Below are 25882 nucleotides of genomic sequence, written 5' to 3' on the forward strand. Positions count from 1 at the left end.
CCGCCGTTCTGCCGAACGTCTCACCCGAGCCCGCCCTGCGCCGCCCCAGCCAGTCCGAGTTATGAGTGAAAAAGAAATAACAGAAAAAACTCTCGTGCTCTTGTGTGTTAACATAAAAGCGGGAGAGCGGGACAGCGGGACTGGGGAGTAGGGAGTAGGGAGTAGGGAGTAGGGAGTAGGGAGTAGGGAGTAGCGAGTAACAAACGACGGGTCTGCCCGCCGAAGGCGCGTAGGCGGGGGCATTGTCACACCTGCTTCGTATCTTGGTGTTCGCAGCACACACTTCCCCGTTCCTAGCTCCTACTTACTAGCTCCTCGTCCCCAGACCGCCGTTCACCGCCGAAAGAAAACAGAGATGACCACATACACCTTTGACGATCTCCTTGCCATCATGACGCGGCTGCGGAAGGAATGCCCGTGGGACAGGGAACAGACGCACGACTCGATCAAGGGTCATACCATCGAGGAGGCCTATGAGGTGGTCGAGGCCATCGACCATCAGGACTATGAGGAGTTGCGCACGGAACTGGGGGATCTGCTGCTGCATGTCGTCTTCCATGCGGAGATCGCGGCGGGAGACGGACGCTTCACCATCGATGACGTGCTGCGCGCCATCATCGACAAACTCGTGCGGCGCCATCCTCATATCTTCGGTGATGTGGAGGTGCAGGACGCGCGGGAGGTGAAAAAAAATTGGGAGCAGATAAAAATGGAGGAGGGCCGCGAGTCGGTCATCGACGGTGTGCCCGACGTGCTGCCCGCGCTTCTCAAGGCGCATCGGATACAGGACAAGGCCTCCAAGGTCGGATTCGACTGGCCGCACCGCGATCAGGTCTGGGCCAAGGTCGAGGAGGAAACGCGTGAACTTCAGGAGGCCGTCGGCTCGATGCCCCAGGATCGTATCGAGGAGGAATTCGGCGACCTGCTCTTTGCGCTCGTCAACTACGCGCGCTTCGTCAACGTCAATCCCGAGGACGCCCTGCGAAAAACCATCAACAAGTTTTCCTCGCGCTTCCGCTACATCGAGAAACGCCTCCGTGAGGACGGAAGCGATATTTATTCCTCCACACTTGAAGAGATGGACCGCCTGTGGGATGAGGCGAAGACTGCCTCCTGATACAGGACAGCGGGACAGCGGGACAGCGGGAGAGCGGGACAGCGGGACAGCGGGACAGCGGGACAGCGGGAGCGGAACAACGAAATAGTGTCTCGCTGAGCGGAGTCGAAGCGCGACGGGACAGCGGGACAACGGGAGAGCGGGACAGCGGGACAGCGGGACAGCGGGAGAGCGGGACAGCGGGAGCGGAACAACGAAATAGTGTCTCGCTGAGCGGAGTCGAAGCGCGACGGGACAACGGGACAACGGGACAGCGCGACAGCGGGACAGCGGGAGCGAACTCGCTCCACCCCCTTATAAAAAGATGTTGTTGTCCGATTATACCTCCGTGCAAGCGACTCCTGTCTCCTGCCTCCTGTCTCCTCACACGGCCCCGGTAGACCAACCTACCCATCTACCAACTACCATCTACCCGTTCCTTAAAAAGAGGGGGTTGTCCGATTATATCTCTGTGCAACAGACTCCTGTCTCCTCCCTCCTGTCTCCTCCCTCCTGTCTCCTCACACGGCCCCGGTAGACCAACCTACCATCTACCATCTACCGTCTACCCATCTACCCCTACTGCATCACTACCAACCGCACAAATTCGTTGTGCCCCCCGTTGTCGAGCCGGAGAAAATACACCCCCGCGGGAAGCGCGGGCAACTGCAGATGAACAACTCCGCCATCCTCGGCGGGAGCACCATCAAATGAAGACTGATACAGCACGGTACCAAGCGACGAATACACATCGACACGACGGAGTGCCGCGGAGCCGCCCTCCGCGAGGACGGTAAGCAGCGCGGGCTGTCCCGCGTGCAGCCGCGTCGGATACACCGTGCGCGGTCGTGTCGCATCGCCGCGGATTTCGGAAATGCCGAGCGCCGGACCCGATGCTTCAATACGTGCGCTGAGACGTCCCGTACCATCCGTCAACACAAACATCGCACCTTCCACACGTGTGCCCGTGTATCCCGCGCCTTCCACACGCCGCGCTTCCCGCCGCAGTCCAAGCGATACATCGGTCCGTGAAGGCGCGTCGGCCACAAGCTCGATCGTGTCTCCCTCCATCCGCAGCAGACCGCGCAACGGCTGTGCGGAGGAGAAAAGGATACGTCCATCTTTTTCAATGCTGCGGGCGCTGTCGAACACCAGCAGCAGGGTGCCGGGCGATCGTTCAACAAAGAGCGTGCGCGCGACGGCGCGAATCCGGTCCGGACCCGTGCCAAGCGCGAGCGCGCCCGTCTCCTGACCCGCGGCCGCCTCGCGGCGTACCGCTCCGCGGGCACACGTGAGCTTAGCCGCGGATCCGTCCCGCGCGCGCGACAGCGCGGCCGTATCGGCGCCGCAGCCCTCGGGCGCGAGTGTGGTGAAGATGGTGGCCGCGCGTCCGCGCACCGACATGTAGTGGGCGCTGTGTGAGGCCAGTGTGCGGTACGCGGGAGAATGTCGCCGCTCCACGGCCTCGGCCGAGAGACTGCCCCCGGCGCTTTCGGTGATGGTGTGAAGCGCCGCGGGAGTTGCCGTCCAGCGCGCCTCCGCGCCGTCGCTGCTCCGCCGGAACGTGCCCGCGGAGGCGAGGCCGTTGCCGTGTATCTGCTGTGTGAACACGTGTTCGGTTTCGGACCGGGCGTCGTCGCGCAGATACACCGTCCCGTCTCCGAACATCCAATACGTGCGTTCGATGCGCGCGCCCTCATACGAAACACGCACGGTGGCGCTCTGCACGCCGGGTCCCGAGAGTGTGTCGCCGATGTGCGCGTCCGAACCGAACAGAGCCCGCGTGAGTGACACGTTGTCGGGACCTCGCCCGTCCACCAGAAGCACGTTGTGACTGCGGCCGTACAACACGCTGTCGCGCTGTTCGAAGCTGGGGTAGCCGGGCTCCATGGCCAGCAACACGCCGCGCGCATGCAGGATGAACGCGCCTTCGTTCGCCTGTTTGTGTCCGCTTCCAAGCACCGAGCCGTGTGTGCGCGCGATGCCGTGTTTGCCTATCACCGCCAGCCATGAGCCGCCTCCGCGCAGCACGGTGTATCCCGCCGCGGGCGACGCCCACAGCGCCGTGCCATCGGCTGCGGGGAGCGGCCGCGCGCCCGCGCAGATGTATTCGACGCGGAAATCCGCCGTGCCGTCGAGCGCCGCCGCAAGGCCCTCCGCGTCGAGCGCGCGCCCGTCGGGCCGGTAATGCACCCACGCATATTTCGGATCTCTGGGTCCGATAAATCCGAGCAGGGCAAGTTCGGGGAAACCCATGTCCATGTACGTGTCCTCGAAGGCCGGGAGCCGTCCGTCGGGCTGGCGCAGCGCGGTGATCCAGTCGCACAGGGCGAGGAAGCGCGGATCCGTGGCGGGATTTGCAGCGGGGGAGGGAGGACGCGCCTCGTTCTGCCGCGCGTCCATCGCGTCGAGGAAGGGCAGCACCTGCAGCATGGCGTAGCGGAAATAGTACGGTCCCTCGGCGTAGCCGGTCGTGCCGTTGTTGCTCTGTGTTTCGTACAGGACGTCCTCGATGCGCCGCAACGCGGCTTCCCGCCACACGGCCGCCCGGGCGCGGATGAGTGAATCGGGCGCGCGTTCGAGTGCGAGCGCGGCCGTGCCCGCCGCCGCGGCAAGCTTAAGTGTGAGGTTGTTTTTCGGCGCGAGAAACGATGCGGCCGCGCTGTGCGCCTGCGCCGCGAAGGCGCTCAGCGCCTCGCCGGAGGCCGCCGTGGCCGCGCCCGCCGCGGCAAGAAACGCGTAGGCCTCCGAAAATTGTGTCAGTTCCACGGCGCGCCATTGAACGTCGGAGCTGCCCGCCACCACTCCCGGCTGCAAGTGCGAAAGCAGCTCGTTGGCTTTGCGGTGCAGCAGCGACACGGCGCTGTCGTTTAGCGCCCGGCCCTCGCCGTCGCTCCCGATGAGTGCGCAAAATGCGGCGCTTTTTGCGATGCGCGCCAGTTCACGCTGTCCGCTGCCGTCGGCAGTTGCCCGGGAATACACCCCGCGGTACAGCACGCTGTGCAAGGGATCGCTGTGGACGCGTGTAGGGATGTCGGCCACGGCCCCGGAGCGCAGATACAGGACGTGCTCCGGCGGACCCGACCCGGATACGGGTTGGGAATGGAGTCCGGCACTGATCAGGAATACAAGGAAAAATGTGCTTCGTGTGATTCTATTCATGCGCTTTCCGTATCATGCGAGGAAAAAATGCAAAAACTGCGCCAGTACGGTCGTACAATTGCAAATAATTCCATAGAAGCGAATGCCGTAACTCACTTTCAGGCAATATGTTCTCGAATCGATTCGGAAGAGCCATGATGTATCTTCGGACATTTCCCACGAGTCACAGAACGAATCGGAAAATATTTCAATCATTACATATAATACGTGCAGAATATATCAAAGTGTATGTCAATGCGGGGAAATCCGGCGGAATACTGTCGATTTCCATTTTGTTTTTCGGAAAAAACAGATAGGTTTGTCGGACCCTATCCTTCCTCATTCAGGACGACTGTTCATGGCCTACCCGCTGCGTCCAACCGATCTCCGTCCCGCTCCGCCTCACGTCGCTCTTCCGGCCGACACGCTGCGATGGACCTGTCCCCTCGAAACTATACCCGCGGAAACCACCGAAGGAGTGGAACCTGTGGAGGGTATTATCGGGCAGGAACGCGCGATCAAAGCCCTGCAAATGGGTGTGGAGCTTGTGGGCCCCGGCTACAACGTGTTTGTGTGCGGACTCTCCGGCACCGGCAAGGCCACCACGATTCAAACCATACTCGAAAAAATCCAATTGCCGTGTACACCTCCCGAGGATTTGTGTTACGTGCACAATTTCCGTGACGAGGACAGGCCCACCCTTCTGCGTTTCCCCGCGGGCCAGGGTGCGCGTTTCCGTGATGAACTCGCCGAGGCGATAGGTGTCCTGCGTCAGCGTATTCCACGCGCTCTCGAGGAGGACGAGTATCTCAAGAAGCGGCAGTCCATCATCGACGAGTACGGGCGCCGTGAGGCCGAAACCTTCGAGGCATTTTCGCAGACCATCGCGCCCGACGGTTTTGTGCTCGGCCGTGTGCAGGAAGGACAGGTGGTGCATCCCGAGATCCTCGTCAAAATAGAGGACAAGGCCGTCATGATCGGCGACCTCGGCGAGGCAGTGCAGGCGGGCACCATCACCGAGGAACAGGCCGAGGCGCTGGTGGAAAAGTACCGCGCGCATCGCGAGGTGCTGCAGGGACTGTTCCGCGCCGGCCTCCAACTCTCGCGCGAATACCAGAAACTGGTCGCGGATCACGAGAAGATGTTTGTGTCGGTCATGGTGCAACTCGTCTTTACCGAGATGTTCGAGCTGTTCCCCGATGCGAAAGTGGCCGAGTATCTCGCACTGCTCATCGATCATGTGCTCGCGAATCTCGATCTGTTCCGCGAACGGGGGCAGGGCGAGGACGAGCCCGATCTCACGATGTACGAGGTGAACCTCGTCATCGACAACGAGGGAGTCGACGGGTGTCCGGTGATCATCGAGACGGCGCCCTCGTACACGAATCTGTTCGGCACCATCGAGCGGCAGCAGGATACGCAGGGATTCTGGTTCACCGACTTCACGCGTATCAAGGCCGGATCCATCCTTCGCGCGCAAGGTGGCTTCCTTGTGCTCAACGCGGCCGACGTGCTCAGTGAACCGGGCGTGTGGCGCGCCCTGCAGCGTGTGCTTATCTACCGCAAGCTCGACATACAGGCCCTCGATCTTATCACACAACAGACCGCCTCCGCCATCAAGCCCGAGTCCATCGACCTGAATCTCAAGGTCATCCTCATCGGCAATAACGAGATCTACGGACTGTTGATGGCCTATGAGCGCGACTTCAAAAAAATCTTCAAGGTGAAGGCCGACTTCGACTACGAAATGCCGAACACCGAACTCGCCGTGCACCAGTACGCCGCGCTGATCCGCAAGCTGGTGAGCGACGAGGGACTGAAACATTTCGACAACACGGCCATCGCCGCGGTGGTCGAGTACGGCGCGCGCCGTTCCGACAGCAAGGACAAACTGACGACGCAATTCAGCGTCATCGCCGACATCGTGCGCGAGGCGCATTACTGGTGCCGCAAAAACAGCAACCGCTACGTCATGGCCGAGCACGTGCACAAGGCCATCGACGAGATGCGCGAGCGCCACGGACTGTTCGAGGACAAGATGCAGGAGATGATCGATCGCGAGGTGATGCTGATCGACGTCGAGGGGGAACGTGTCGGACAGATCAACGGCCTCGCGGTGTATGGCGGCGACCGTTTCGATTTCGGCAAACCCTCGCGTATCACCGCGGCCGTGGGCGCGGGCGAGGCGGGCATCATCAACATCGAGCGCGAGGCGCACATGTCGGGCTCCACGCACGACAAGGGCGTGCTTATCCTCACCGGGTACATGCGCGAAACCTTCGCACAGCGGCAGCCGCTCGCGCTCAGCGCCAGTCTCTCCTTCGAACAGTCCTACTCGGGCATCGACGGCGACAGCGCCTCGTCCACCGAAATCTATGCGCTGCTCTCGGCGCTCTCCGGCATCCCCATCCGCCAGCAGTACGCGGTGACGGGCTCGGTAAATCAGAAGGGCGACATTCAGCCCATCGGCGGCGTGAATGAAAAGATCGAGGGTTTCTTCGACGTGTGCCGCAAGCGCGGACTCACGGGCATGCAGGGTGTGTTGATCCCCGTGCAAAATGTCGCCGACCTGATGCTGCGCACCGATGTTGTGGATGCAGTCCGCGCGGGCCGCTTCCGCATCTACGCAGTGCGCCGCATCGAGGAGGGGATCGAAATTCTCACCGGCGTCGAAGCCGGCTCGCGCGACGAGGAAGGAAACTTCGAAGCTGGAACGGTGTTCGGACTCGCCGCCGCACGTTTGAAAGAACTGCTTGCCGTGTCGCGGAAAAGGCGCGCGAAGAAGTAAAGAAGGAAGAGGGAAGAGGGAAGGGGGAAGAGGGAAGGGGAAAGAGGGAACAGGGAAGGGGGAAGAGGGAAGAGGGAAGAAAAAAACCCCCTCCCGAGGGAGGGGGTTGCCGGAACGGATGTGCGGGAGAGCAGTCGTTCGGTACTGCGGAAAGCACGCGCACCCTCAAAGAGCTGGGGAAAGCAGCGCGACCGCAATGCCGGACGCCAACCGCGTCCTGTTCCCTATTCGATGTGTGTGATCAACCGCGTTGGAGGATTCACCGCAGTGACCAGCGATGGGCTCACATCGCAAACACGTTTCATATCGCTCAAGACGAGTCATCGAAACAACCTTTTAGGGAAAACTCGACAGATCCAGAAAATCTGGATGCTCGTTCACGAGAGTCAACCAGGAATGACAAGCGTGTCACGAACAAAGTTACACCGCGCGATCCGCGGGACAGAAGGAACTGTGTTCTGCCGAGCTTGTCGAGGTGCGGCGGAGTGGGGAGTAGGGAGTAGGGAGTGGGGAGTAGGGAGTGGGGAGTAGGGAGTGGGGAATCGAAGCGCGACGTACGCCGGCTCGCCATTCTACTTTGCTACTTTGCTACCTTGCTACCTTCACCGTGTACCGTGTCAACGTGTAACGTTCAATTTGGTTTTGTCTGCCTCAAAGCGGTATGTTCCGTGAAGCGGGGATGCTCCGGTTTCGACGGGGGGCAGGATGTCCGCGACTGCGTGCCGTGCCTGTCGCAAGCACGTTAATCTTACGGCAAGGCATTAACTGCCAACTATAACTACGCACTGGCCGCCTAAACGGTGACCACGTCCCCCCGAGGCCTGACTGTCGGCTGAAGGATGGGGCGACGCCAAAGACAGGATAGGATTCCAGCGTCCGGGGAAGAATCCGAAACCCATCTCCGGAATAGCCGACTGATGTATCCTGTGTGCCGGAGGCACAGTCAGCGAATGTAAAAGACACACTACGCATGTAGACGTCTCGGAGTCTTCTCTTCGGACGGGGGTTCGACTCCCCCCATCTCCACAGCTTAGTACGACCAGGGCAGGTCTAATACGATCTGCCCTGTTATTATTGTATTTGCCAGTCCTCACGATCCGGACGCGTAGGGCGTGTTGGACTCAAGGTCGGACACTTTTTAGACAGCCGGTGATCGTAGAAATGCAGAACACCGGCTGTTGGAGAGTGTCATGCGGGTGAAAATGGGATGTGCTGCAATGTTCGCGCTATTGAACGATCATTTTCCGTACCGTCTTTTCGCCATTCACGAGAAGTTCATAGGCGTACACTCCCGGTCGGAGGATTCCGGCTGTCCGGGCTGAAAGGGCGCTTTGATGATACCCTGCATGCACATACCCATCAACAAGGATCGCGACGGTTCGACCGAGAGCGTCATAAACGCGAAGGTTCACGTGCGCATTCGTTGCAAGATAAAACGGAATCACCGTTCCATCGCCGCGTGCTCTCCCGTATGGATTCGGGTAATTCTGTCCGAGTGTAAAAAGTACGGCTTCAGACGGCGGTCGCGGCTGTACTGGGGAAATATCGGGAAGTACGAACTCGTAGGCCCCGCACTGTGTGCCGACCACAAGGCGGCGTGGCTTGTGTAACAACTCGATATCCAGAATGTTCCAATTGAACAGTCCCGAATCGATCATCGGATGCCAGGTGCGTCCATAATCTGTTGTCACGTTTATGCCGCCCCGGCAATCGACATCCTCGCCGGGTCCGAATCCGCAGTTGTTCCACATGCCTGCGTATACGACACCGGGGTGGTCGGGGTCGGCGAGTAATGCGTGCACAAAGGTGCTTCCCATTCCTTCCGTACGAAGAGTCCATGTGCGGCCCGTGTCTGAACTGACGAAACATCCCATGGTGGAACCGACATAGACGTGCGCTGAATCCCCCTTGCTCAGAGCGACCGAGGTGAGATACGGAACATCCGAAGGAAGGGAGTCGAACAACACCTCCGATGTTCGTCCGCGGTCCCGGTACCGGACAATCGTGTTGTCGTGGGTGATGGCATACAGGATACCGTCGTTGTTCGGATCGAACTCGAACCGATGAATGAAATGATCGCTGTTCACTTTTTCGGGGGAGATCTCCCAATTCGGGTTCCCGAGCAGAAGACTGTCGTTCAGACGAAGCAGTGTACCCGCGCCGCCGAGGTACAGATCGTGCCCGTTGAACGGGTCGAAGCGCGCCTGCCCCCAGATCGGTTCCTTGACAAAGATGCCGTGAACCGAATCGCCTGAATCGAGCATGAAGCCCAGATACGCTCCACCTTCGGCGCCCATGACGGCCAGACCCGGCACGCTCGGAGAGTATTGAACGAAATGTCCGTTAGCCGAACCCCAGCCGTCCGCCAGCTCCTTCCAGGTTTTTCCTCCGTTGCTGCTTTTCAAGAAATAATAGTTGTTGCCTGCCAACATGAAATTGTCATCGCGCGGATTCGCCCGGATGGACGGAACCGGGACGGTGAACAAACCGTTCGATACACATTCGTACACGTTGGAGTTGTATTTGTAAAGAGAATCCATAATCGCCGCGAACAGGGTGCCCGAGCCCGGATCGACGGCAAGTTCAGAACCAACCCGGTCATAAGCATACGCGCATGAAAGTGGAGTGGAGGTAAAGAGTGTATCCCCATCCCGAGCGCGAAAGACGCCGCTTCGGTCGCATTCGGAGATGTACACCATGCTGTCATGCGGATTGTAGACACAGTCTGATACACATGTAACCAAGTCATCTTCATTGATATCTGTGACAAGCGTAGTAATCCGGCGCCAGGATAATCCGGAATCCGCGCTCATCCATACCCCGGCGTAAATGTTTCCCTTGGGCGTTATGACAATTTTAAACACTTCGCCTCCAAACGGGGCCAATATCCGACTCCTGGGCCAGGACTTTCCGCCGTCGAAGGATATGCATGGTTCCGTTTGAAAATCATTTACGACACACATATAATTCGAATGTACTGGTGATATCCCCAGCCGGAAAAACGCCTTACCAATCGCGATGCCGGCCGTCTGGAGGGACCACGAATCGCCGAAATCGGTTGTGCGATATACGTCTCCACTGCACAGGTAAACCTCGGATGCGTTCCGGGGATTTCCCGTTAGAGACTGTAGCCGAGACTCGCGCTGTGGCAAGCCGTCGCACTTCGCGCGAAACGTTCTTCCGCCGTCCGTGGTCGCAAGTACACCGTACCAGTACGAAGTGACGAGAAACGAATCCGTCGACACAAGATGAATAGTAGGGTACCACGGATTGAAGCTGTACGGTTGATGCTTCCATGTTTTGCCGCCATCCGAACATGTGGCAACGGTGCCGAAACTCGTCACGACGATGGTATTTGTCTTCACATCAAAAGCAAGGGCCGCGTTCGATATCCCGTAAATGCCCAGAGGCGTCCAGCGTGTTTGCGCCCGCACCGGGAAAGCGGAAGACAAGCACAACAAGAGTGTCAAAACCGAGATAATCGTAGATCTGATCATACTTCTAATCCGAGTGAACGGAACTGCGGGAGTGGAAAATCCCCGCGTGGAATGGGGGATTCACTTCGTCAGAATGACCCTTCGTGCTGCGCTGCCGCTTGGAGTGAGAAGCCGGACAAAGTACACACCGGAGGGGTGATCCCCTGCGGTGATCCGAAGAGTGTGCGTGCCTGCATCGAAGAGCCAATGATCGAGTGTCTCCATCGTCCGACCGACTGCGTTGGATAATTATAACGATATTTCGAATCTATCAGCAAGACTGAACGTTATCAAAACACTGTTCCGAAACGGGTTGGGCGTAGTTGCAGCGAGAGCTATCCCATTCGAATATCGTGGCTCCCGGCCTGGGCCTTTCTTCTCGAATTCCTCCGTTGGCAGAACCGACATGACGCTGACGTACGCGCCAATCGCCTGTGAATCCCGCTTCATACACAGATTTTCCAACGGACCAGAATGGGAGTAGCCGACGCTCGAGAACGGCATCATCTTCTGTATGCCAAAAGGTTTTCGAACATGAACTACAGTATATGAAGTGATTTCCGCTGTGCTCGGAAAAATGTACAAATGCTGAGGCCGTGATATCGTTGTGAAACGGGCAGAGGATTGGCGTTTCGCTGGATAGTTTCACGGCGCGAACCTTCCGTCCATCGGAAAGGGTGACAATGAGGTTATTATCCCATGCACCGGATACGCGCGTAATCAGGGTGTTCTCAGGGCGTGATAAAGCTGTTTCGTCAGATTCTGGCATTGAACCCATATCCACAGCCAGATCGGTATGCGTGAAATCTGCGCGGTACTCGGCATCTCCCAGTGATGGAAAAAAGAAACGCGCCGCATCAACCGCCGCGGGGTCGTGTTCGGGAAAATGTTCTGTACCACGAGATGTGCATCCTGAACCACACACGCCGATTCCCGTGCCAGCCGGGACAGCGCGTCTCGATACGTCCTCTTCCTTCGGGGAACCAAGCTTTCACAGCAGGGTGTTGAAGTGTCAGTGCACACTGGTGAATTCCAGATCCAAACGCGGATCAAAGCACGTCATCGGCGGTGCACTTCGATTGATACCTAAGATCATACAAAGGATAAAAATGTCTGATAAAAAAATCATTGCAGTCGTTGGTGCCACGGGAGCGCAGGGCGGCGGGCTGGTCCGGGCGATTCTCAACAATCCTGACGGGCCCTTCCGAGCACGCGCCATCACGCGGGATATCAACTCCGAGAAGGCAAAGGCGCTCGCAGCCGCCGGCGCCGAGGTGGTCGAGGCGAATGTGGCCGATCTCGCGAGTCTCGAGCGCGCATTTGCAGGTGCCTATGGCGCGTATTGTGTCACATTTTTCTGGGATCACTTCTCGCCCGAAAAGGAGAAGGCCGACGCGATGAATATGGCGGAAGCGGCAAAAAATGCGGGCATCGCCCATGCAATCTGGTCCACCTTCGAGGATGTGCGCCTGCATGTGCCTCTGAGCGATACTCGCATGCCCACGCTCAACGGCAGCTACAAGGTTCCGCATTTCGACTCGAAGGCCGAGGCGAATCAATTCTTTATTGAACGCGCCATCCCGACGACTTTCCTCCTGACCTCGTTTTACTGGGAGAACCTGATTTATTTCGGTATGGGTCCGAAGCCGGGGCAGGACGGCACGCTCGGCATTACGTACCCGCTGGGAGACAAGAAGATGCCGTCGGTGGCCTCCGACGATATCGGGAAATTTGCATATGGTATTTTCGAGCACGGTCAGGAATTCGTCGGTAAAACCGTCGGCGTGGCAGGTGAGCATCTTACAGGCGCGCAGATGGCGGCGTCGTTATCGCGCGCTCTCGGCAAGGAAGTCCGTTACAACAGCGTTTCGCCCGACATGTTCCGCAGTTTCGGCTTTCCCGGTGCAGACGACATGGGAAACATGTTCCAGTTCAAGGCGGATTTCGAAGAACTCTACTGTAGCGCGCGCGATCTGGCACTCGTGCGTGAATTGAATCCCACTGTGTTGACGTTCGATCAGTGGCTCGAGAAAAACGTGTCGAGAATCCCGATGGACTGATGGAGCATAGAACTACACGACGAAAGACCCGCCGGCGGCACGCTTCCGGCGGGTCTTCCCGTTTGTGGAAGCGGGCCGTCCTGACATTCGAAGGGCGGCGCAAAATCGGCATCATACGCTGGCGGACTGCTGTTTAGTGAGCCGTGCCGTATGGAAGACCGGTCCTGGGTGTGTGTCTTATTGTGGGTCTGTGCCGGGCTCTCACGCAACTGTGAATACGGCGCACGCGGGGCGAGAAATAGCGGAGCATTAAGTCTTGTATTATTATGCGGCGGCACACTGGCGCGGTGTTTGTACTTCCTGACGTGACACATACTCGGGAGGTACCCCATGCGACACACGCTGTGTTTGCTGCTCGCACTCTGCATCGGCGCGCCGCACATGTTGCCCGCACAGGACGTCGACAACGCCGTCGTGAAAATCTTTGTGACGTCGGCACCGGTGCCGGTGTGGCAGCCGTGGATTCCGAACCAGCCCGAGGAATCGTCCGGTACGGGATTCATCATCGCCGGAAAGCGCATCCTCACAAATGCCCACGTCGTGAATTTTGCCACACTCATCCAAGTGAAACGGGCGGGTGAAACGAAACGTGTGACCGCGCGTCTGGAACATGTGTCTCATCAGGCGGATCTCGCCGTGTTGGCCGTGGACGACACCACGTTCTTCAGCGGCACCGCGGCTCTCGAAATAGGAGAGCTGCCCGCCGTGCAACAGCAGGTGACGATCATCGGTTTCCCGAGCGGCGGTGACGAGATCAGCTATTCGTCGGGTATTGTCTCACGCATCGAGGTGCAAACCTATTCACACAGTGGTGAATCACTGCTGGCCGTTCAAGTGGATGCACCGGTGAATCCCGGCAACAGCGGCGGCCCTGCCGTATCGGAAGGGAAGGTTGTGGGTATGGCCATGATGAGTTCGCAGAGCCTTCAGAACACGAACTACCTCATCCCGTCCTTGCTCATCCGGCATTTTCTTGTGGACATGCGTGATGGCCGTGTTGATGGTTTTCCGAATCTTCCTATCGGCGCGCAGTATCTGGAAAATCCCATGCAGAGGGAATATCTCGGACTCCCGCCCGACGGAGATCTCGGTATCCTCGTAGCCGACATCCCCTTCCTCGAAAATCATTCATCACAGCTCCAGCGAGGCGACATCATACTCGCGATAGACGGCCATGCGGTACATTCAAACGGCAAGGTGGAACTGCGTCCCAAAACCCTCGTGTCGTCGTCGCATCTGTTGAACATGTTTCAAGCAGGTGATCTCGCGCAGCTTACCGTGTTGCGCAATGGGCGCGAGGTGAAGCTTCGTGAAACGTTGCCCGTGCCGGTGCCGTTGGTCCCTGCGAGGAGTTTTTCCCGCACACCGCCGTACATCATCGTTGCAGGGCTTGTGTTCATCCAGCACAACCGCGCGCTGTACGAGGGGTGGCAGAACTACGACGCACCCGCATACCACCAGCGTCACGATTGGAAGCACCGGACAGAACAGGTGCGCGACATTGTCGTACTCAGCAGAGTCCTTGCCCATGAGCGGAACGCGGGGTATGCGAATACTTGGCTTTCGGTGACACACGTGAATGGCACCGCCGTGAAATCGTTTATACACTTTGTGGAGCTTGTGGACGCCTCCAGCCGCTGGCTTCGAATCACCTTCGATGATAACTCGCAGTATGTCATCGACAAGAACATCGCCGGGAAAGTGAATCAGAAAGTACTGGAGATGTACGGCATCCCGGGGGATCGGTCGAAAAGTCTCTGAGCTGTGCCTGCACCATCGAGAGTGAAACGTGAAATTCGAGATGGAATGAACCCTGTGTATGGACAGGGACTTCGATCGGTAGGTGCACGGTAAATGACACGATGGGTTTTCGCTCAACGGAGTCCTGTGTTTGAGCCGGCAACGGGAATGTGTACCTTGTGTGCAATGCGCAGGACGGACATCACGGAGTGATTCACCTATGGAGTATGCGAGGAAACCCGTCTGCCGGCTCTGGCTTGCCGCCGGGCTGTTGCTTGTATCTCGTGCGTTACCTGCACAGCCGATCGATCATGGTTTGGAGCTTCCTGCGAACGCTGGGTTGACGGTCACGGAAGCGACGAGCACGCGTTTGGAAGTGTTCACGTTGGAGTGCTGGGTACGGGACAGCAGCGGGGGTGTCATCGCCTCACGATCTGCCCACACGCATCCGCCTTGGGACGACTGGGAACTTCGTTACGAATCAGCCGACCAGCGGCTTGTACTTGTATTTGAGGCGCGGATCGCATTCCAGTCTGTCCTCACGATCTCATCAGCAGCTGTCAAGCTGAAGCCCCACGCCTGGCAGCATATCGCCATCGTCGTGAATGGCGACAAGGCCAGTCTGCGCGGATACATCGATGGCGTCGAGGTGATCGATTGTGTGTGGGGCTGGCCACAGTCGTTCGACGCGGATGTTCCTCTCACGTGGGGAGGCTACCGCTATGACGGCGGAGCGCTCCCCGGCTACTTGGATGAGTGCCGGTACTGGAACGTTGAGCGAACACAGCAGCAGATTATCGCAGCGAAAGACAGCATGCTCGCCTCGACAGACATGGTTGGACTCATCGGCTACTGGCCGTATTGCGGGAATTATGAGGATCGTTCTGGAAACGGGAACCACGGCGTGCCTCTTGGTGTACGTCTCGTCGAGGTGCCGGAACTGCCCTTTCTCAGCTGCTGCGCGAATGGCGCGTCTCTTTCGGTCAAGATGAACGCACGTGGTCGGAGTGTGCTCTGTCCGAACGATACCGTCACTCTGACAACGGATGCCGCGTACGTCGCATACGCCTGGTCCACGGGAGACACGACGAGCACCATCAGAGTCACGTCTTCCGGACTCTACAGCGTCACTGTCACGGATTCAAATGGATGCCGCGGATCAGCAGAGCTGGTCGTGCGCGGATGGACATCGTCCCTGCGCGTTGATGGCAACCGTCCGCTGTGCGAGGGTGATACGGTCGTCCTGGTCGCCAGTGATGGATTTCTGTCCTATACATGGTCGACGGGAGATACCGGCCGCGTGCTGCGGGTGAGTAGTGCGGGCTCGTATAGAATCACAGTACGAGACACGACAGGCTGTATCGACGTCTTGCACGTCGACGTCCGCCCAGACTCATTGCAGGCCGTCGCTGCGTCTCTCGCCGTCGTCCCGGTCGTTTCATCCGGAAGCGTATTTGAGACACCCGTCCTCGTATCCCATCCCCTGTCTCCCGCGAGGACGCTTGATGCTGATCTGGTGATCGAGTACGACACCTCTGCCGTTCGTTTCGCGGGGCTCGACACGCAGCAGGGCGTGTTCCATGGTATACATCTGCCGGTCACCGATGCCGGCGGTCTGCTGCGCGTGACGATTCCGAAGATCCAACCGCTTGACTCCTCGGGTCCACTGGTCGTGCCCACGTGGATCGCGCGTGAAACGCCGCGCGACCGTACCGTGCACCTGCGCTTCCTCGAGGCGCGTCTTGCCCAGCTGTGCTACGTCGGACGTAGCGCGAGTGGTGTGGACTTCACGCTGCTCGCGTGCGCGCGCGAGCACTATGTCGGTCCGGCGACTTTGTCGCCACACACGGGTGGAACGTTGCGGCTGCCTGTGGTGATTGATCCACCGATCGATGCCGGGACGCCGTATGCGCTCTCTTTTGAGTTTGGCTACGACTCCGCTTCGCTGCTGTTCCGGGGCATCGACGGGGAACGAATGCTCGCCGGCGACGGCCGTCTCGAGATCTCGCACGCACCGGACCGACTCACCGTGGACTGCAGCGGCCGTGCGGCAGAGGCGCGTTCGCGCCTCGCGGAGCTGCTCTTCGACGTGCGCGATGCGCATGCGAGCAGACGTGACTCTGTACGGATCAGCCGCGTATTTCTTGAAACGTCCTGCCGGGTGAATCTTGCGACGGCAAACCTGCCAATACTCATCGACGGTACCTGCAGCCCGCTGCTGCGCCGTCGTGATAGCGGGATATCGTTGACCATCACTCCGCAGCCTGTGCTGGGCAGAGCGGAATTCGCTTTCCGGCTCTCGCAACCGGGAGCAGTCCGTCTCAGCATCCTCGATGATCAGGGGCGGGAAGTCACGACGCGGGATCTTGGCATCCGTACGGCGGGTGAGCATCACATCGTCTACGATACTGCCACGCTGCCTTCTGGCAGGTATTTTGTCCAGTGCATCGTTGACCGTGCGTTGTCGGAAACGGCATTGATGCTCAAGCTGCGTTGACGCAAGACCTTATCGGTACGCGCGGCGACACGCTGGCGGGTAAGGTTGTGTATCAGAACTCACGTGGCGCCGACGGAGGTCGGCTGCCTCTGACGGCAAGCGAGGCAGGCGCGATGGGTCTGGACATGTCCGAGGCCATACACATCGTCTTGCACGACGAGTCGCAGGTGTTTCGTCGGGGCGACACATTGCTGATTCCCATGCAGGCGATTGATCTCGTCCGCACCCAGGAGGTAAATCCAGGTTTTGTCGCGGGCGTTGTGGTCGGAAGTGCTGTGGGTTTTGGAGCCGTCGTTCTTGCTGTCCTCGCATTATCGGCATTTGCTGCGCTCATCGCGCTGCTGTGATTGTCCTCAACTGGTTCTCCGCGCGGAGCTGAGCTCTCGTAATCATTACGCCGAAGCCGGAAGCCATGCTTTCTCCTCGCGGGAGAAAAGTACGATCCATATCTATCTCGGCGTCGGGATCCGGCTGTAGAGATCGGCGGGAGTTGCTTTCGCGGGAAGGCTTTGATACGTTGCTGAGGCAGACGTGTTGATCGAGCGATGGAGACGAGAGTTTAATGAAGTGTGTCCACACTGCAATCTGGGATACTGGTCACCCACAACGGAATCGATCGGCTTGTTCGAGGACGTGGCAGGGAGTCCAGTGCAGTCAAAGACTTTTTCCAAAGTGGAATCATGCCGGTGTGATGAACACTACGACTGGGCCCAAGAGTGGGGTCCGGTCACGGACGTTGCTTTAGATTGTTCGTAATGTGGAGATAAATATGCGATATATTTTTATACTGGTGATAATAGGATTAGGTGTGCCTAACGCAGTCTACTCGCAATGGATAAACGCCGATGTACCCTCCGCCAATGGCAAAATAATCAAAAAATGTGATAGTGTTATATATTTTATAACAAATGGCACTGTATGCTCTCATAATGTCATTACCGGGCACAACATTTATTACCGATATAATGCAAATGTTGGCAATATTGCAAGCGTAGTGTTATACAACAATGACACCTTGCTCATTATCAACGATAATAAATATATATACGCGTTGTCGCTTATTAGTTGGAACGTACGGAGATTGATGACCGGGCTGCCGAGTCCGAGTTCGGTAAATACTGCTAAATTTGAGGAAAACCCCGGTAAAAACGGTGAAATATACCTGTGCTACGGAAGGATATACGTATTAAAAGATATGCAAACGTGCTGGGTATTGGCTGATGCAGTTCCAGAGCCCTTTTCGGAATATTCGGCAATTATTTTTACTGAAGCAACTAGGGATACGATCATTATCGCAGAGGGCGGCCGGCCTGCAACTATTAGAAGATCCACAAATTCAGGTTTATCATGGACGACTTTATATCAGTCCTCGTCCGTAATAGTAATTAATACTGCCCTAGTACATGATGAATATTATGTTGTAGGTCCGTACGAATCTACTGATTATGGTTTAACGTGGCACGTTATTAAAACTGCGGATGCATTGCCGCATTTTGGGTCATTTAACCGGCAATATGTTATGTCGCATAAAAACAATGCTATATATGCAGTGAACTCGGCGGCTGGTATTATGTGTAGATATTCGGGAACGCGGCAATACGCCTTTACTCTGTTAAGCACAACGTCACATGACTCCTACCCTCGATATGGGGTACATGCAGAATGGTATACACCAGACAGCCTCCTCCTATGTCAGATCGGTGATAGTCTTTACTTGTATAATATAGTCGATTCTAGTGCACAAGTATTGGATGTTAATACGCTACGAGTCCGCGATGCGGTATCTGATCTACGAGGTGAAGAAGTGTTTATCGCTACGGATTACAGCATCAGATCATCCGCTGATCCGAATGGGACGTGGAAGAGGAGGATTGATAGACTTCTCAATGCATACGGCGCAGTGAGATACACACCGGCTCGTCCGAATGGCGAGGTCTCTTACATCGCTAATATTCTTTATCAAACTGTTACAATCCTGGAGCACGACGTTCGTACGGAAAAGACTACATTTTCAATACCTGGCTGCCGTCTAAGCTATCATCCATTAGATGCTGGTATGTGTTACGGAGGTGATCGTTCATTATGGAGGATACACGACAGCGATATAGTGAAGTCGACACAGGACCAAGTATTTTATCCTCCGAATCTTTCGCGAGAGCTTAATTTGTATGTTGCTGGAATATCATTTGACCCGGGCGTCAAGGAAAGACTGTATATACTGGGTCGTGCTTGGGCTATTGGGCCTACAGTACTATACCGCACAGATGATGATTGCCGCACATGGAAGCAGGTTCCCACAAATGGTGTTCACGGACTTCCAATATCCTTCATCGTTCAGACCGCAGATACGGTTAGAATATCGCTTCTCCTGACCGATAACGGCCTCTTCGTTTCGTCTGACAATGGTATCACATGGCAGGACCGCTCACTCCCGCATTGTCTTGGCAGAGTGACGAGTATCGCGGTTGATACGGCAGTAGGAGCGATCTATCTTTCTACTGTTGCGGAACGGCCAGAATCGGAGAAGTGGATGTATTTGGAAAAGGGCGGCGTCTATAGGACTATTGATGGTGGACGCTCATGGAGCGAAATCAATACGGATGGCGTGGTATCTCCAAACATATCATATATAACATGGCACAAGAAGTCGAGGAAACTGCTGATTGGTACCGAGTGCGGCGTTTACACAACTGACGCAGTGCAGACCTTTGCATCTGAACCAGAAAATGGATCTTTTGATTCCCACCAGATCCTTTATCCGAATCCGTGCTCAAACCAACTTACTCTGGATCTCACTTGGGCAAAGGAACGGACTATTGCCGTTCGAGTAGTGGGTGTTGATGGGCGAATTATGGAAACGCGAACCTATGAAAATGATGCATTTACAGGGACGCGAGTCATAGATGTTACGAAGTATCACTCTGGAGTCTATAGCATAATAATATCATCTGGCATGGACCATCGTGTTGCCGTGTTCACGGTGATCCGTTAATACTGTTGAGCGTTGATTTTCTGAGATGTTGGATTCTCGTCAGTTACTAAGGTGAATAACGTGAAGGTAATGCTAGTGATTCTTATAACTACTCTTGCTTTTCCCTCCATTGTGACGTATGCACAGACAAGTCGGTATTCAAGAAATCAACAGGATTGCTCAATGCTCGACGTCGGCAACCTCGGAGCTTTACCGCCTATCACGTCAAATATGCCATATGACGTAATGATGTCTTGGATCGCATCCGATAGTGTATGCAGGACGATGAATATTGATGCTGTAGAGTCGTTTCTAAGACATACATCGGACGACACTGTGAAGATGGCTATGAAATACTATTATAGACTGCACTCTTACAATCCGTTAGCTTTAGAAAAGCACAGATTTGAAGCAGCGGCAAATCCACTTTATAAAATCGGAATATTGCAGCTCGGTATGGCAGTCATAGAGGAGTATGCACGACGATTTACATTAACATTTATAGATTTGCTCATGCTGAATTGCAGTAGAGTGTACACTGCATCTGTTCAATCGATATATACCCAAGAAAGGATCATTGGTCCGGATACAGGAATTGAGTATTGCGCCTTTGGGATCATTGACAGTGTGCTAAAGGGCGATGTGCAATACGATGAATGCGGGGAACCCGGATCGAATGAAAGATGTATTGGTTTTTCTTGGTTCTACTCAGATAGGCGACCACTTCAAGACCGTTGGTGGCATATGTTTCCACCATCAATTGTAGAACCTATGAAAAGCTATTTGGTATTCATTCATGACTTCCCGAATGATGAAAAATCATTTAACACAAGATTGAGTGGTATAACTAAACGAACAGGAAGGTTCAAAATAGAAACGGCAGGGGTTTTCGAAATTGTTGGAGGCCAGATACTGGACCCAAAGGAATTCTTCGGGTTTGGAGGGAGCACTCCTCTATCAAAGGTACTATCCTTGATATCGTCGTCCCGCTCAAAATTCATGAATGAGTAAGGCCTGATAGACGGAACCAAATACATCAACGGCAAACATATTGAAAATCTTTTATAACATAATTGTCGTGCTATGCATGCTTGTGAAACCTCTGAAAACCGTTTTTGCGTGACGAATGTACGCTGCGAATGATAATACGGCCACGAAAGATCATCAACACGGCGTCTCGACGTAAGACCTGCACTCCGGCGTGCGCCGTTTACGCATCATCGCCCCCGAACGGGTCGGACGAAAACGCACGGGAAGAACCTCAAGGGTAAAGAGATGTCGCAAAATCGTCTATCTGGGTATCAGTCATGAATTCCAATCGGTTCAAGAACACCGTTTACTCTATCGGACTGCTTCTTTCTGTCGGGTCCCTTATCGTCGCCTGCTCACCGACACGAGAGGTACAACATCTGCCAGGTTCGGGAGTTTTTGCAGGAAGGAACTACGTACTTCTTAGGAATGAGGTTTTTCGAAATATCGGTACGCGCGGTGACACGCTGGCGGGTAAGGTTGTGTATCAGAACTCACGTGACGCTGACGGAGGTCGGCTACCTCTCACGGCAAGCGAGGCAGGCGCGATGGGTCTGGACATGTCCGAGGCCATACACATCGTCTTGCACGACGAGTCGCAGGTGTTTCGTCGGGGCGACACTTTGCTGATTCCCATGCAGGCGATTGATCTCGTCCGCACCCAGGAGGTAAATCCAGGTTTTGTCGCCGGCGTTGTGGTCGCAAGTGCTGTGGGTGTTGGTGTCGTCGTTCTTGCTGTCCTCGCATTATCGGCAATTGCTGAGCTCATCGCGCTTCTTTGATTGACCGCAATTGTTTTCGTTCGAGGTGTGTGATACGTTGCTGATTGTCGCCTGCGAATTCGGGTGCTGCCTTGTGGCTACATCGTGCCACGCTCGTAAATAGGAGCATCTCCGCTGAATTCACTATTGCAATCTCAGAGGTGTCTCATGGTTGACAGACGTACAAGGGTGGGTGCATGGAGACGGATGTTTGTTTTCGTGCTCGCGAGCGGAGCACTTGTGTGGTCGCTCTGCCCCTCCACGGTTTTTGCGCAGTTCGAGGCTGGAACCGTGTGTTTGATGGCACAGGGCACAGCCGGCACAGGTGAGGTGTCGGGCTACTACCATTCTGTGGACGGGACGGGCTCCTCGACTGATAAAATTGTGGAGGTGTCGGCATCCGTCATTCCGATGATCTGGGTGAGCAGGAATGTCGCCTTTGAGGTGGAGTGCGGGGTCCTCTACAATAAGACAACGCCGATCTCCCGAGTCCCTACGCCCACGCCTCAGTATAGAGAATTCGAAACGACCGAACTCGCGTTTCTTTTTATCCCGCATCTGATGCTCGCGGCGCCCGTCATCGACTCTACCCTCGCGGTGTATGTGCGTGGCGGAGTCGGTTTATCGACGCACTACTCCGCACCGCTTGTCACGGTCATAGGCGAGGAACTTGGGGCGGATCTGTTCGGGAGCGTTGTCAGTTTAGGTACAGGTTTTCTCTACGTCGCCGGGCCGCAACTGGTTCTCCGCGCGGAGCTGAGCTCTCGTAATCATTACGCCGAAGCAGGAAGCCATGCTTTCTCCTCGCGGGAGAAAAGTACGATCCATCTCTATCTCGGCGTCGGGATCCGGCTGTAGAGATCGGCGGGAGTTGCTTTCGCGGGATGTCTTTGATACGTTGCTGAGGCAGACGTGTTGATCGAGCGATGGAGACGAGATTCAAGGAAGTTCGTCTACACTGCAGTCCTGGAGCCGAGTTGCCGCGTCGGAATCCATCGTCCGGCGCGAAGAGGTGGAAGGCCGTTCAAACCTGAGGTGAAGGCATGAAACGTATCGTGATATTTCTCTGCGTCGTTTCCACACTCGGTCTGGCGCAATCGCACGAACCGGCCCAATCGGTCCCGGCACGCACCACCACCAACGATGTGTACGACACGCTCACATCGAACACAGTGACGTACTGGGTATCCAACAATGGCGCGTTCGCGTCCAACCCGGTCACCCCGTACAACGGCTTCGGGTGGCCGCGGGGATCGGGGAAACGCCTGATGTTCTGGGAAACCGTCATCATCGGCGGAAAGGTGGAGGGTGAAACACGGGTCAGCGGTTCGCCCTTCAGGATCGGTTTTCAGGCGGGACCCATACTCGCCAACGGCCGTCCCGCGGATCCGACGGATCCCACCCATCGCATCTACCGGGCGCGGCGAATGAACAGCAGCGTCTTCCACCGGCTCCCGCAGGATGAGCAGTCGCGGCTTCGCACAGACTTCATGGTCTGGCCGGCGCTTCTCGGGGCACCCTGGGTGGACAGGAATGCCAACGGCGTGTACGATCCGAATTTCGACGCCTGGCTCGCCGACACTGCTGCATCCGATTCACCGTTTTTTGTCGGCGAACACCTCGCCTGGACCGTGTCGAACGACATGGATTCCGTACGCACATACAGCGTCTACGGATCGAAACCGCTCGGTATCGAAGTACAGACACTGCTGTGGACCTCCGATTCCACGGAGATTCTTCCGCAGACCATCTTCGTCCGACACCGAATCGTAAACAAATCCTCAAAGCTCATCACGGGTATGTACCTCGGTCGCTGGGCCGACACCGACATCGGCGACGCCAGCGACGACCTGATCGGGTGCGACACAGTGCGAGACATGATGTACAGCTATAACGGGTATTTGAGTGATGCGATCTATGGACACGCACCCGCATTTGGCACCGTGATGGTGCAAGGCCCCGTCGTTCCGCAGGCCGGATCACGCGCCGTGTGGGATTTTAGCTTCCGTGAGGGATTCCGGAATCTGCCGCTCACCGGATTCACCTTCTACTACAACGCCGATGGCGTCTACCGCGATCCCATGCTTGGGCACCCGGCCGGTGCGCAGCAGATGTATAACAATCTGCGCGGTCTGGTCGCAACTGGACTTCCGCAGGTTGACGCCTGGACCGGACGCGTAACCTCCTTCACGTTCGCCGGCGATCCCGTCACGGAGCGCGGGTGGTATGGAGGGCGCGCGTATGGGCCGGGCGATTACCGCAGTCTCATGAGTTCCGGACCGTTCGACATGGCGCCCGGTGCCGTGCAGGAGGTTGTGTTCGCGAATCTCTTCACACATGGCTGGCATGGCCGGCACGAGATCACCTGGCTGCGGCACAATGCCGACATCCTGCGCGCGCAGCACCGGATCGCGCGCTACGGCATTCTCATCCCTGAACTGAATGCGACGGTCGAATATCCTACTCCGGCCACCGCGCGTGTCGCCGTATCGGGCCATATTCCGCGGGCCGACAGCGCCACGGTGCTGCTCACACGAAAGGACGGCAACATCAACGCACAGTTCACCCTGCATGACGACGGGGCACACGGCGACGGGAATGCCGGGGACGGCAGATTTGCAGGCAGCATGGATCTTCCACGCGAAGCGTACGGAGTTGACTGTCTCGTGCGCGCGCAGTATGCCGGGACCGAGAGCACCGACTGGCCGGTGACAAGCTGCTTGCCGCTCACCGGACCGCTGCGTGTGGCGGGAATGACAGTGCAGTCGGATCACAGGAATTTCGACGGACATGTCAATCCGGGCGAAAACGTCCGCTTCGGTGTCAGCCTCGAGAACGCGGGGACTTCGGCCGTGGGCCCACTCCGCATTGTATACAATCAGGATCTTGATCTGCGGTACCCGCCGCTGAGGGTGAAGGATACGATCGGTGCGGGAGAATTGTACACAATCCCGTATCTGAAGGACATTGCGTCGAGTTATCTGAGTCTGGATGTGCCGGAGAAAACACGAGGGGGTGATATGTTTGATGTAACGTTCGGCATGTCGGACACATCGAACCAGTGCTGGTGCGATACCTTCCGTGTCGCAATAGAGGATTATACCGAAGCGCCCGTGGATTCGCTTGCCGTACACGTGTCGGGACACGCCTTCGGGACACTGGGATGGCGTGTTACCGACAGGGGACTATTACGCAAACACACGTATCTCGTCACCGTGCAACGCAAGGACACCATGTTCGCGCAGGCGACGGTGAGCATCACCGATCTCGACACAGGAGATACACTCATCACTCACGAAGCGTTGCCTGACTGGCAGGCACACACGTTTCCTGCAACACACGGTTGGAAGCTCACAGCAGGAAGCACGCGCGGGTTTCCGATCCGATGGGATCAGAATGACCAGTCGTATATAGACGTCGTGACACTGTACACACCTGCAAATCTGTGGCTCAACAGCACTGTGCAAATGGAAACGGGCTTGCGGTGGGGCTGGGGTACAACGGTGCGATGGTGGGATCAACTGCCGATGCGTATCGTTTTCGATACGTCGCGTTCGCAGCGCGCGTACATGTATCTTCGTGGCGGCTCGCCGAATTACGGGTATGCGGGCTACCACCCTGTACCCTTTACCGCCTGGGATATGAGCGACAGCACACACCCACGCCAGGTGAACATCGGTTTTGTTGAACAGAAGGGCAGTCCGCGGCAGAACAACACCTGGGATCCGATTGCCGAGAGCGATCGCGAATACCTGTTTGTTTTCGCTTCGACGTATGAGGAAACGCCGCACACAAAGTATACAACGCAGCCGCTCTTTTCCGGCGCGGCATCGTTCGACATTCAGTATGCGGGTTGGTACTATCGTGATACGACGGCCGGTCCGATCCCCGCAGGTTTCACCATCGACATCACTCCGCTGATCCCCGTCTCCTCCCGCGACACCTTCCTCATTAATCCGAAGGGGTTGGTCGGCGTGCCGCGGCTTCAACAGCACGTACGATCATTCGAAATTCTGAGCATACACCCGAATCCCCTGACCGCGGGCACGACGCTGCGTGTCGAACTGCACATCGGCCAGGCAGGGCGCCACACCGTGCGTTGTGCCGATGCACTTGGCCGCATCCTCTACACGCTCGCAGAAACGGACCTCCAAGCCGGCGTATATGGGGTCGACATCCCGTGGACCCGCGAACTGCGCAGCGGATTGTATCATATCGTGGTCAGTTCTGGCGGTGAAGTGCACAGCAGGCCGGTGACGGTGGTCCGCTGAGAATCTCGCAGAGGGCATCAGAAGGTGTTCGCATTCTCGTACATCTCCTTGT

The 25882-nt window shown here is 56.6% G+C and carries 13 protein-coding genes and 1 other RNA gene; 12 read left to right on the plus strand and 2 right to left on the minus strand.

The window, feature by feature from the left end; translation table 11 throughout:
- Nucleotides 1-355 precede the first annotated feature (355 nt).
- Nucleotides 356-1117 (plus strand): nucleoside triphosphate pyrophosphohydrolase, encoded by a 762-nt coding sequence (mazG, locus tag HY962_12390; protein MBI5647720.1) that lies wholly within the window; start codon nucleotides 356-358, stop codon nucleotides 1115-1117.
- 558 nt (nucleotides 1118-1675) lie between these two features.
- Here the strand turns inward: mazG and HY962_12395 are convergent.
- Nucleotides 1676-4258, minus strand: coding sequence for a heparinase II/III family protein (locus HY962_12395; protein ID MBI5647721.1), 2583 nt, complete (start codon nucleotides 4256-4258; stop codon nucleotides 1676-1678).
- 337 nt (nucleotides 4259-4595) lie between these two features.
- Between HY962_12395 and HY962_12400 the strand changes: the two genes are divergently transcribed.
- Entirely contained in the window at nucleotides 4596-7025 is a 2430-nt protein-coding gene (locus HY962_12400) for an AAA family ATPase (protein ID MBI5647722.1), read from the plus strand.
- Nucleotides 7026-7700: 675 nt separating this feature from the next.
- Nucleotides 7701-8054: a transfer-messenger RNA gene (gene ssrA, locus HY962_12405) on the plus strand.
- Between the two features lie 197 nt (nucleotides 8055-8251).
- Here the strand turns inward: ssrA and HY962_12410 are convergent.
- Nucleotides 8252-9565 (minus strand): T9SS type A sorting domain-containing protein, encoded by a 1314-nt coding sequence (locus HY962_12410; protein MBI5647723.1) that lies wholly within the window; start codon nucleotides 9563-9565, stop codon nucleotides 8252-8254.
- Nucleotides 9566-11610: 2045 nt separating this feature from the next.
- Between HY962_12410 and HY962_12415 the strand changes: the two genes are divergently transcribed.
- From HY962_12415 to HY962_12455, 9 genes are all read left to right on the plus strand, one after another.
- Nucleotides 11611-12561, plus strand: a complete 951-nt coding sequence (locus tag HY962_12415) for an NmrA/HSCARG family protein (GenBank protein MBI5647724.1) — start codon at nucleotides 11611-11613, stop codon at nucleotides 12559-12561.
- Between the two features lie 330 nt (nucleotides 12562-12891).
- Entirely contained in the window at nucleotides 12892-14322 is a 1431-nt protein-coding gene (locus HY962_12420; protein MBI5647725.1) for a trypsin-like peptidase domain-containing protein, read from the plus strand.
- A gap of 199 nt (nucleotides 14323-14521) precedes the next feature.
- A complete protein-coding gene (locus HY962_12425; protein ID MBI5647726.1) occupies nucleotides 14522-16798 on the plus strand; it encodes a hypothetical protein in 2277 nt (758 codons plus the stop codon).
- Complete coding sequence (locus HY962_12430) at nucleotides 16795-17145, plus strand: hypothetical protein (GenBank protein MBI5647727.1); 351 nt, start codon at nucleotides 16795-16797, stop codon at nucleotides 17143-17145. Before HY962_12425 ends, HY962_12430 begins: the two co-directional genes overlap by 4 nt.
- A gap of 737 nt (nucleotides 17146-17882) precedes the next feature.
- Nucleotides 17883-19790: a hypothetical protein gene (locus HY962_12435; GenBank protein ID MBI5647728.1), complete on the plus strand. Its 1908-nt coding sequence runs from the start codon at nucleotides 17883-17885 to the stop codon at nucleotides 19788-19790.
- A gap of 162 nt (nucleotides 19791-19952) precedes the next feature.
- On the plus strand, nucleotides 19953-20780 hold the full coding sequence (locus HY962_12440; GenBank protein ID MBI5647729.1) for a hypothetical protein: 828 nt from the start codon (nucleotides 19953-19955) through the stop codon (nucleotides 20778-20780).
- A 566-nt stretch (nucleotides 20781-21346) separates the two neighbouring features.
- The gene (locus HY962_12445; GenBank protein ID MBI5647730.1) at nucleotides 21347-21580 is read left to right on the plus strand and encodes a hypothetical protein; all 234 of its coding nucleotides are present in this window, start codon (nucleotides 21347-21349) and stop codon (nucleotides 21578-21580) included.
- A gap of 279 nt (nucleotides 21581-21859) precedes the next feature.
- Nucleotides 21860-22417 carry a hypothetical protein gene (locus HY962_12450; GenBank protein ID MBI5647731.1) on the plus strand — a complete coding sequence of 186 codons (558 nt, stop codon included), beginning with the start codon at nucleotides 21860-21862 and terminating at the stop codon, nucleotides 22415-22417.
- 185 nt (nucleotides 22418-22602) lie between these two features.
- A complete protein-coding gene (locus tag HY962_12455) occupies nucleotides 22603-25830 on the plus strand; it encodes a hypothetical protein (GenBank protein MBI5647732.1) in 3228 nt (1075 codons plus the stop codon).
- Nucleotides 25831-25882: the final 52 nt, after the last annotated feature.

The organism is Ignavibacteriota bacterium (assembly GCA_016218045.1).
Lineage (GTDB): Bacteria > Bacteroidota > Ignavibacteria > SZUA-365 > SZUA-365 > JACRFB01.

Excerpts from the sequence above, each read along its gene's own strand:
- mazG (MBI5647720.1), top strand. The coding sequence starts at position 356 with ATGACCACATACACCTTTGACGATCTCCTTGCCATCATGACGCGGCTG.
- HY962_12395 (MBI5647721.1), bottom strand. The coding sequence starts at position 4,258 with ATGAATAGAATCACACGAAGCACATTTTTCCTTGTATTCCTGATCAGT.
- HY962_12400 (MBI5647722.1), top strand. The coding sequence starts at position 4,596 with ATGGCCTACCCGCTGCGTCCAACCGATCTCCGTCCCGCTCCGCCTCAC.
- HY962_12410 (MBI5647723.1), bottom strand. The coding sequence starts at position 9,565 with ATGGATTCTCTTTACAAATACAACTCCAACGTGTACGAATGTGTATCG.
- HY962_12415 (MBI5647724.1), top strand. The coding sequence starts at position 11,611 with ATGTCTGATAAAAAAATCATTGCAGTCGTTGGTGCCACGGGAGCGCAG.
- HY962_12420 (MBI5647725.1), top strand. The coding sequence starts at position 12,892 with ATGCGACACACGCTGTGTTTGCTGCTCGCACTCTGCATCGGCGCGCCG.
- HY962_12425 (MBI5647726.1), top strand. The coding sequence starts at position 14,522 with ATGGAGTATGCGAGGAAACCCGTCTGCCGGCTCTGGCTTGCCGCCGGG.
- HY962_12435 (MBI5647728.1), top strand. The coding sequence starts at position 17,883 with ATGACCGGGCTGCCGAGTCCGAGTTCGGTAAATACTGCTAAATTTGAG.
- HY962_12440 (MBI5647729.1), top strand. The coding sequence starts at position 19,953 with ATGCTCGACGTCGGCAACCTCGGAGCTTTACCGCCTATCACGTCAAAT.
- HY962_12445 (MBI5647730.1), top strand. The coding sequence starts at position 21,347 with ATGGGTCTGGACATGTCCGAGGCCATACACATCGTCTTGCACGACGAG.
- HY962_12450 (MBI5647731.1), top strand. The coding sequence starts at position 21,860 with ATGGCACAGGGCACAGCCGGCACAGGTGAGGTGTCGGGCTACTACCAT.
- HY962_12455 (MBI5647732.1), top strand. The coding sequence starts at position 22,603 with ATGAAACGTATCGTGATATTTCTCTGCGTCGTTTCCACACTCGGTCTG.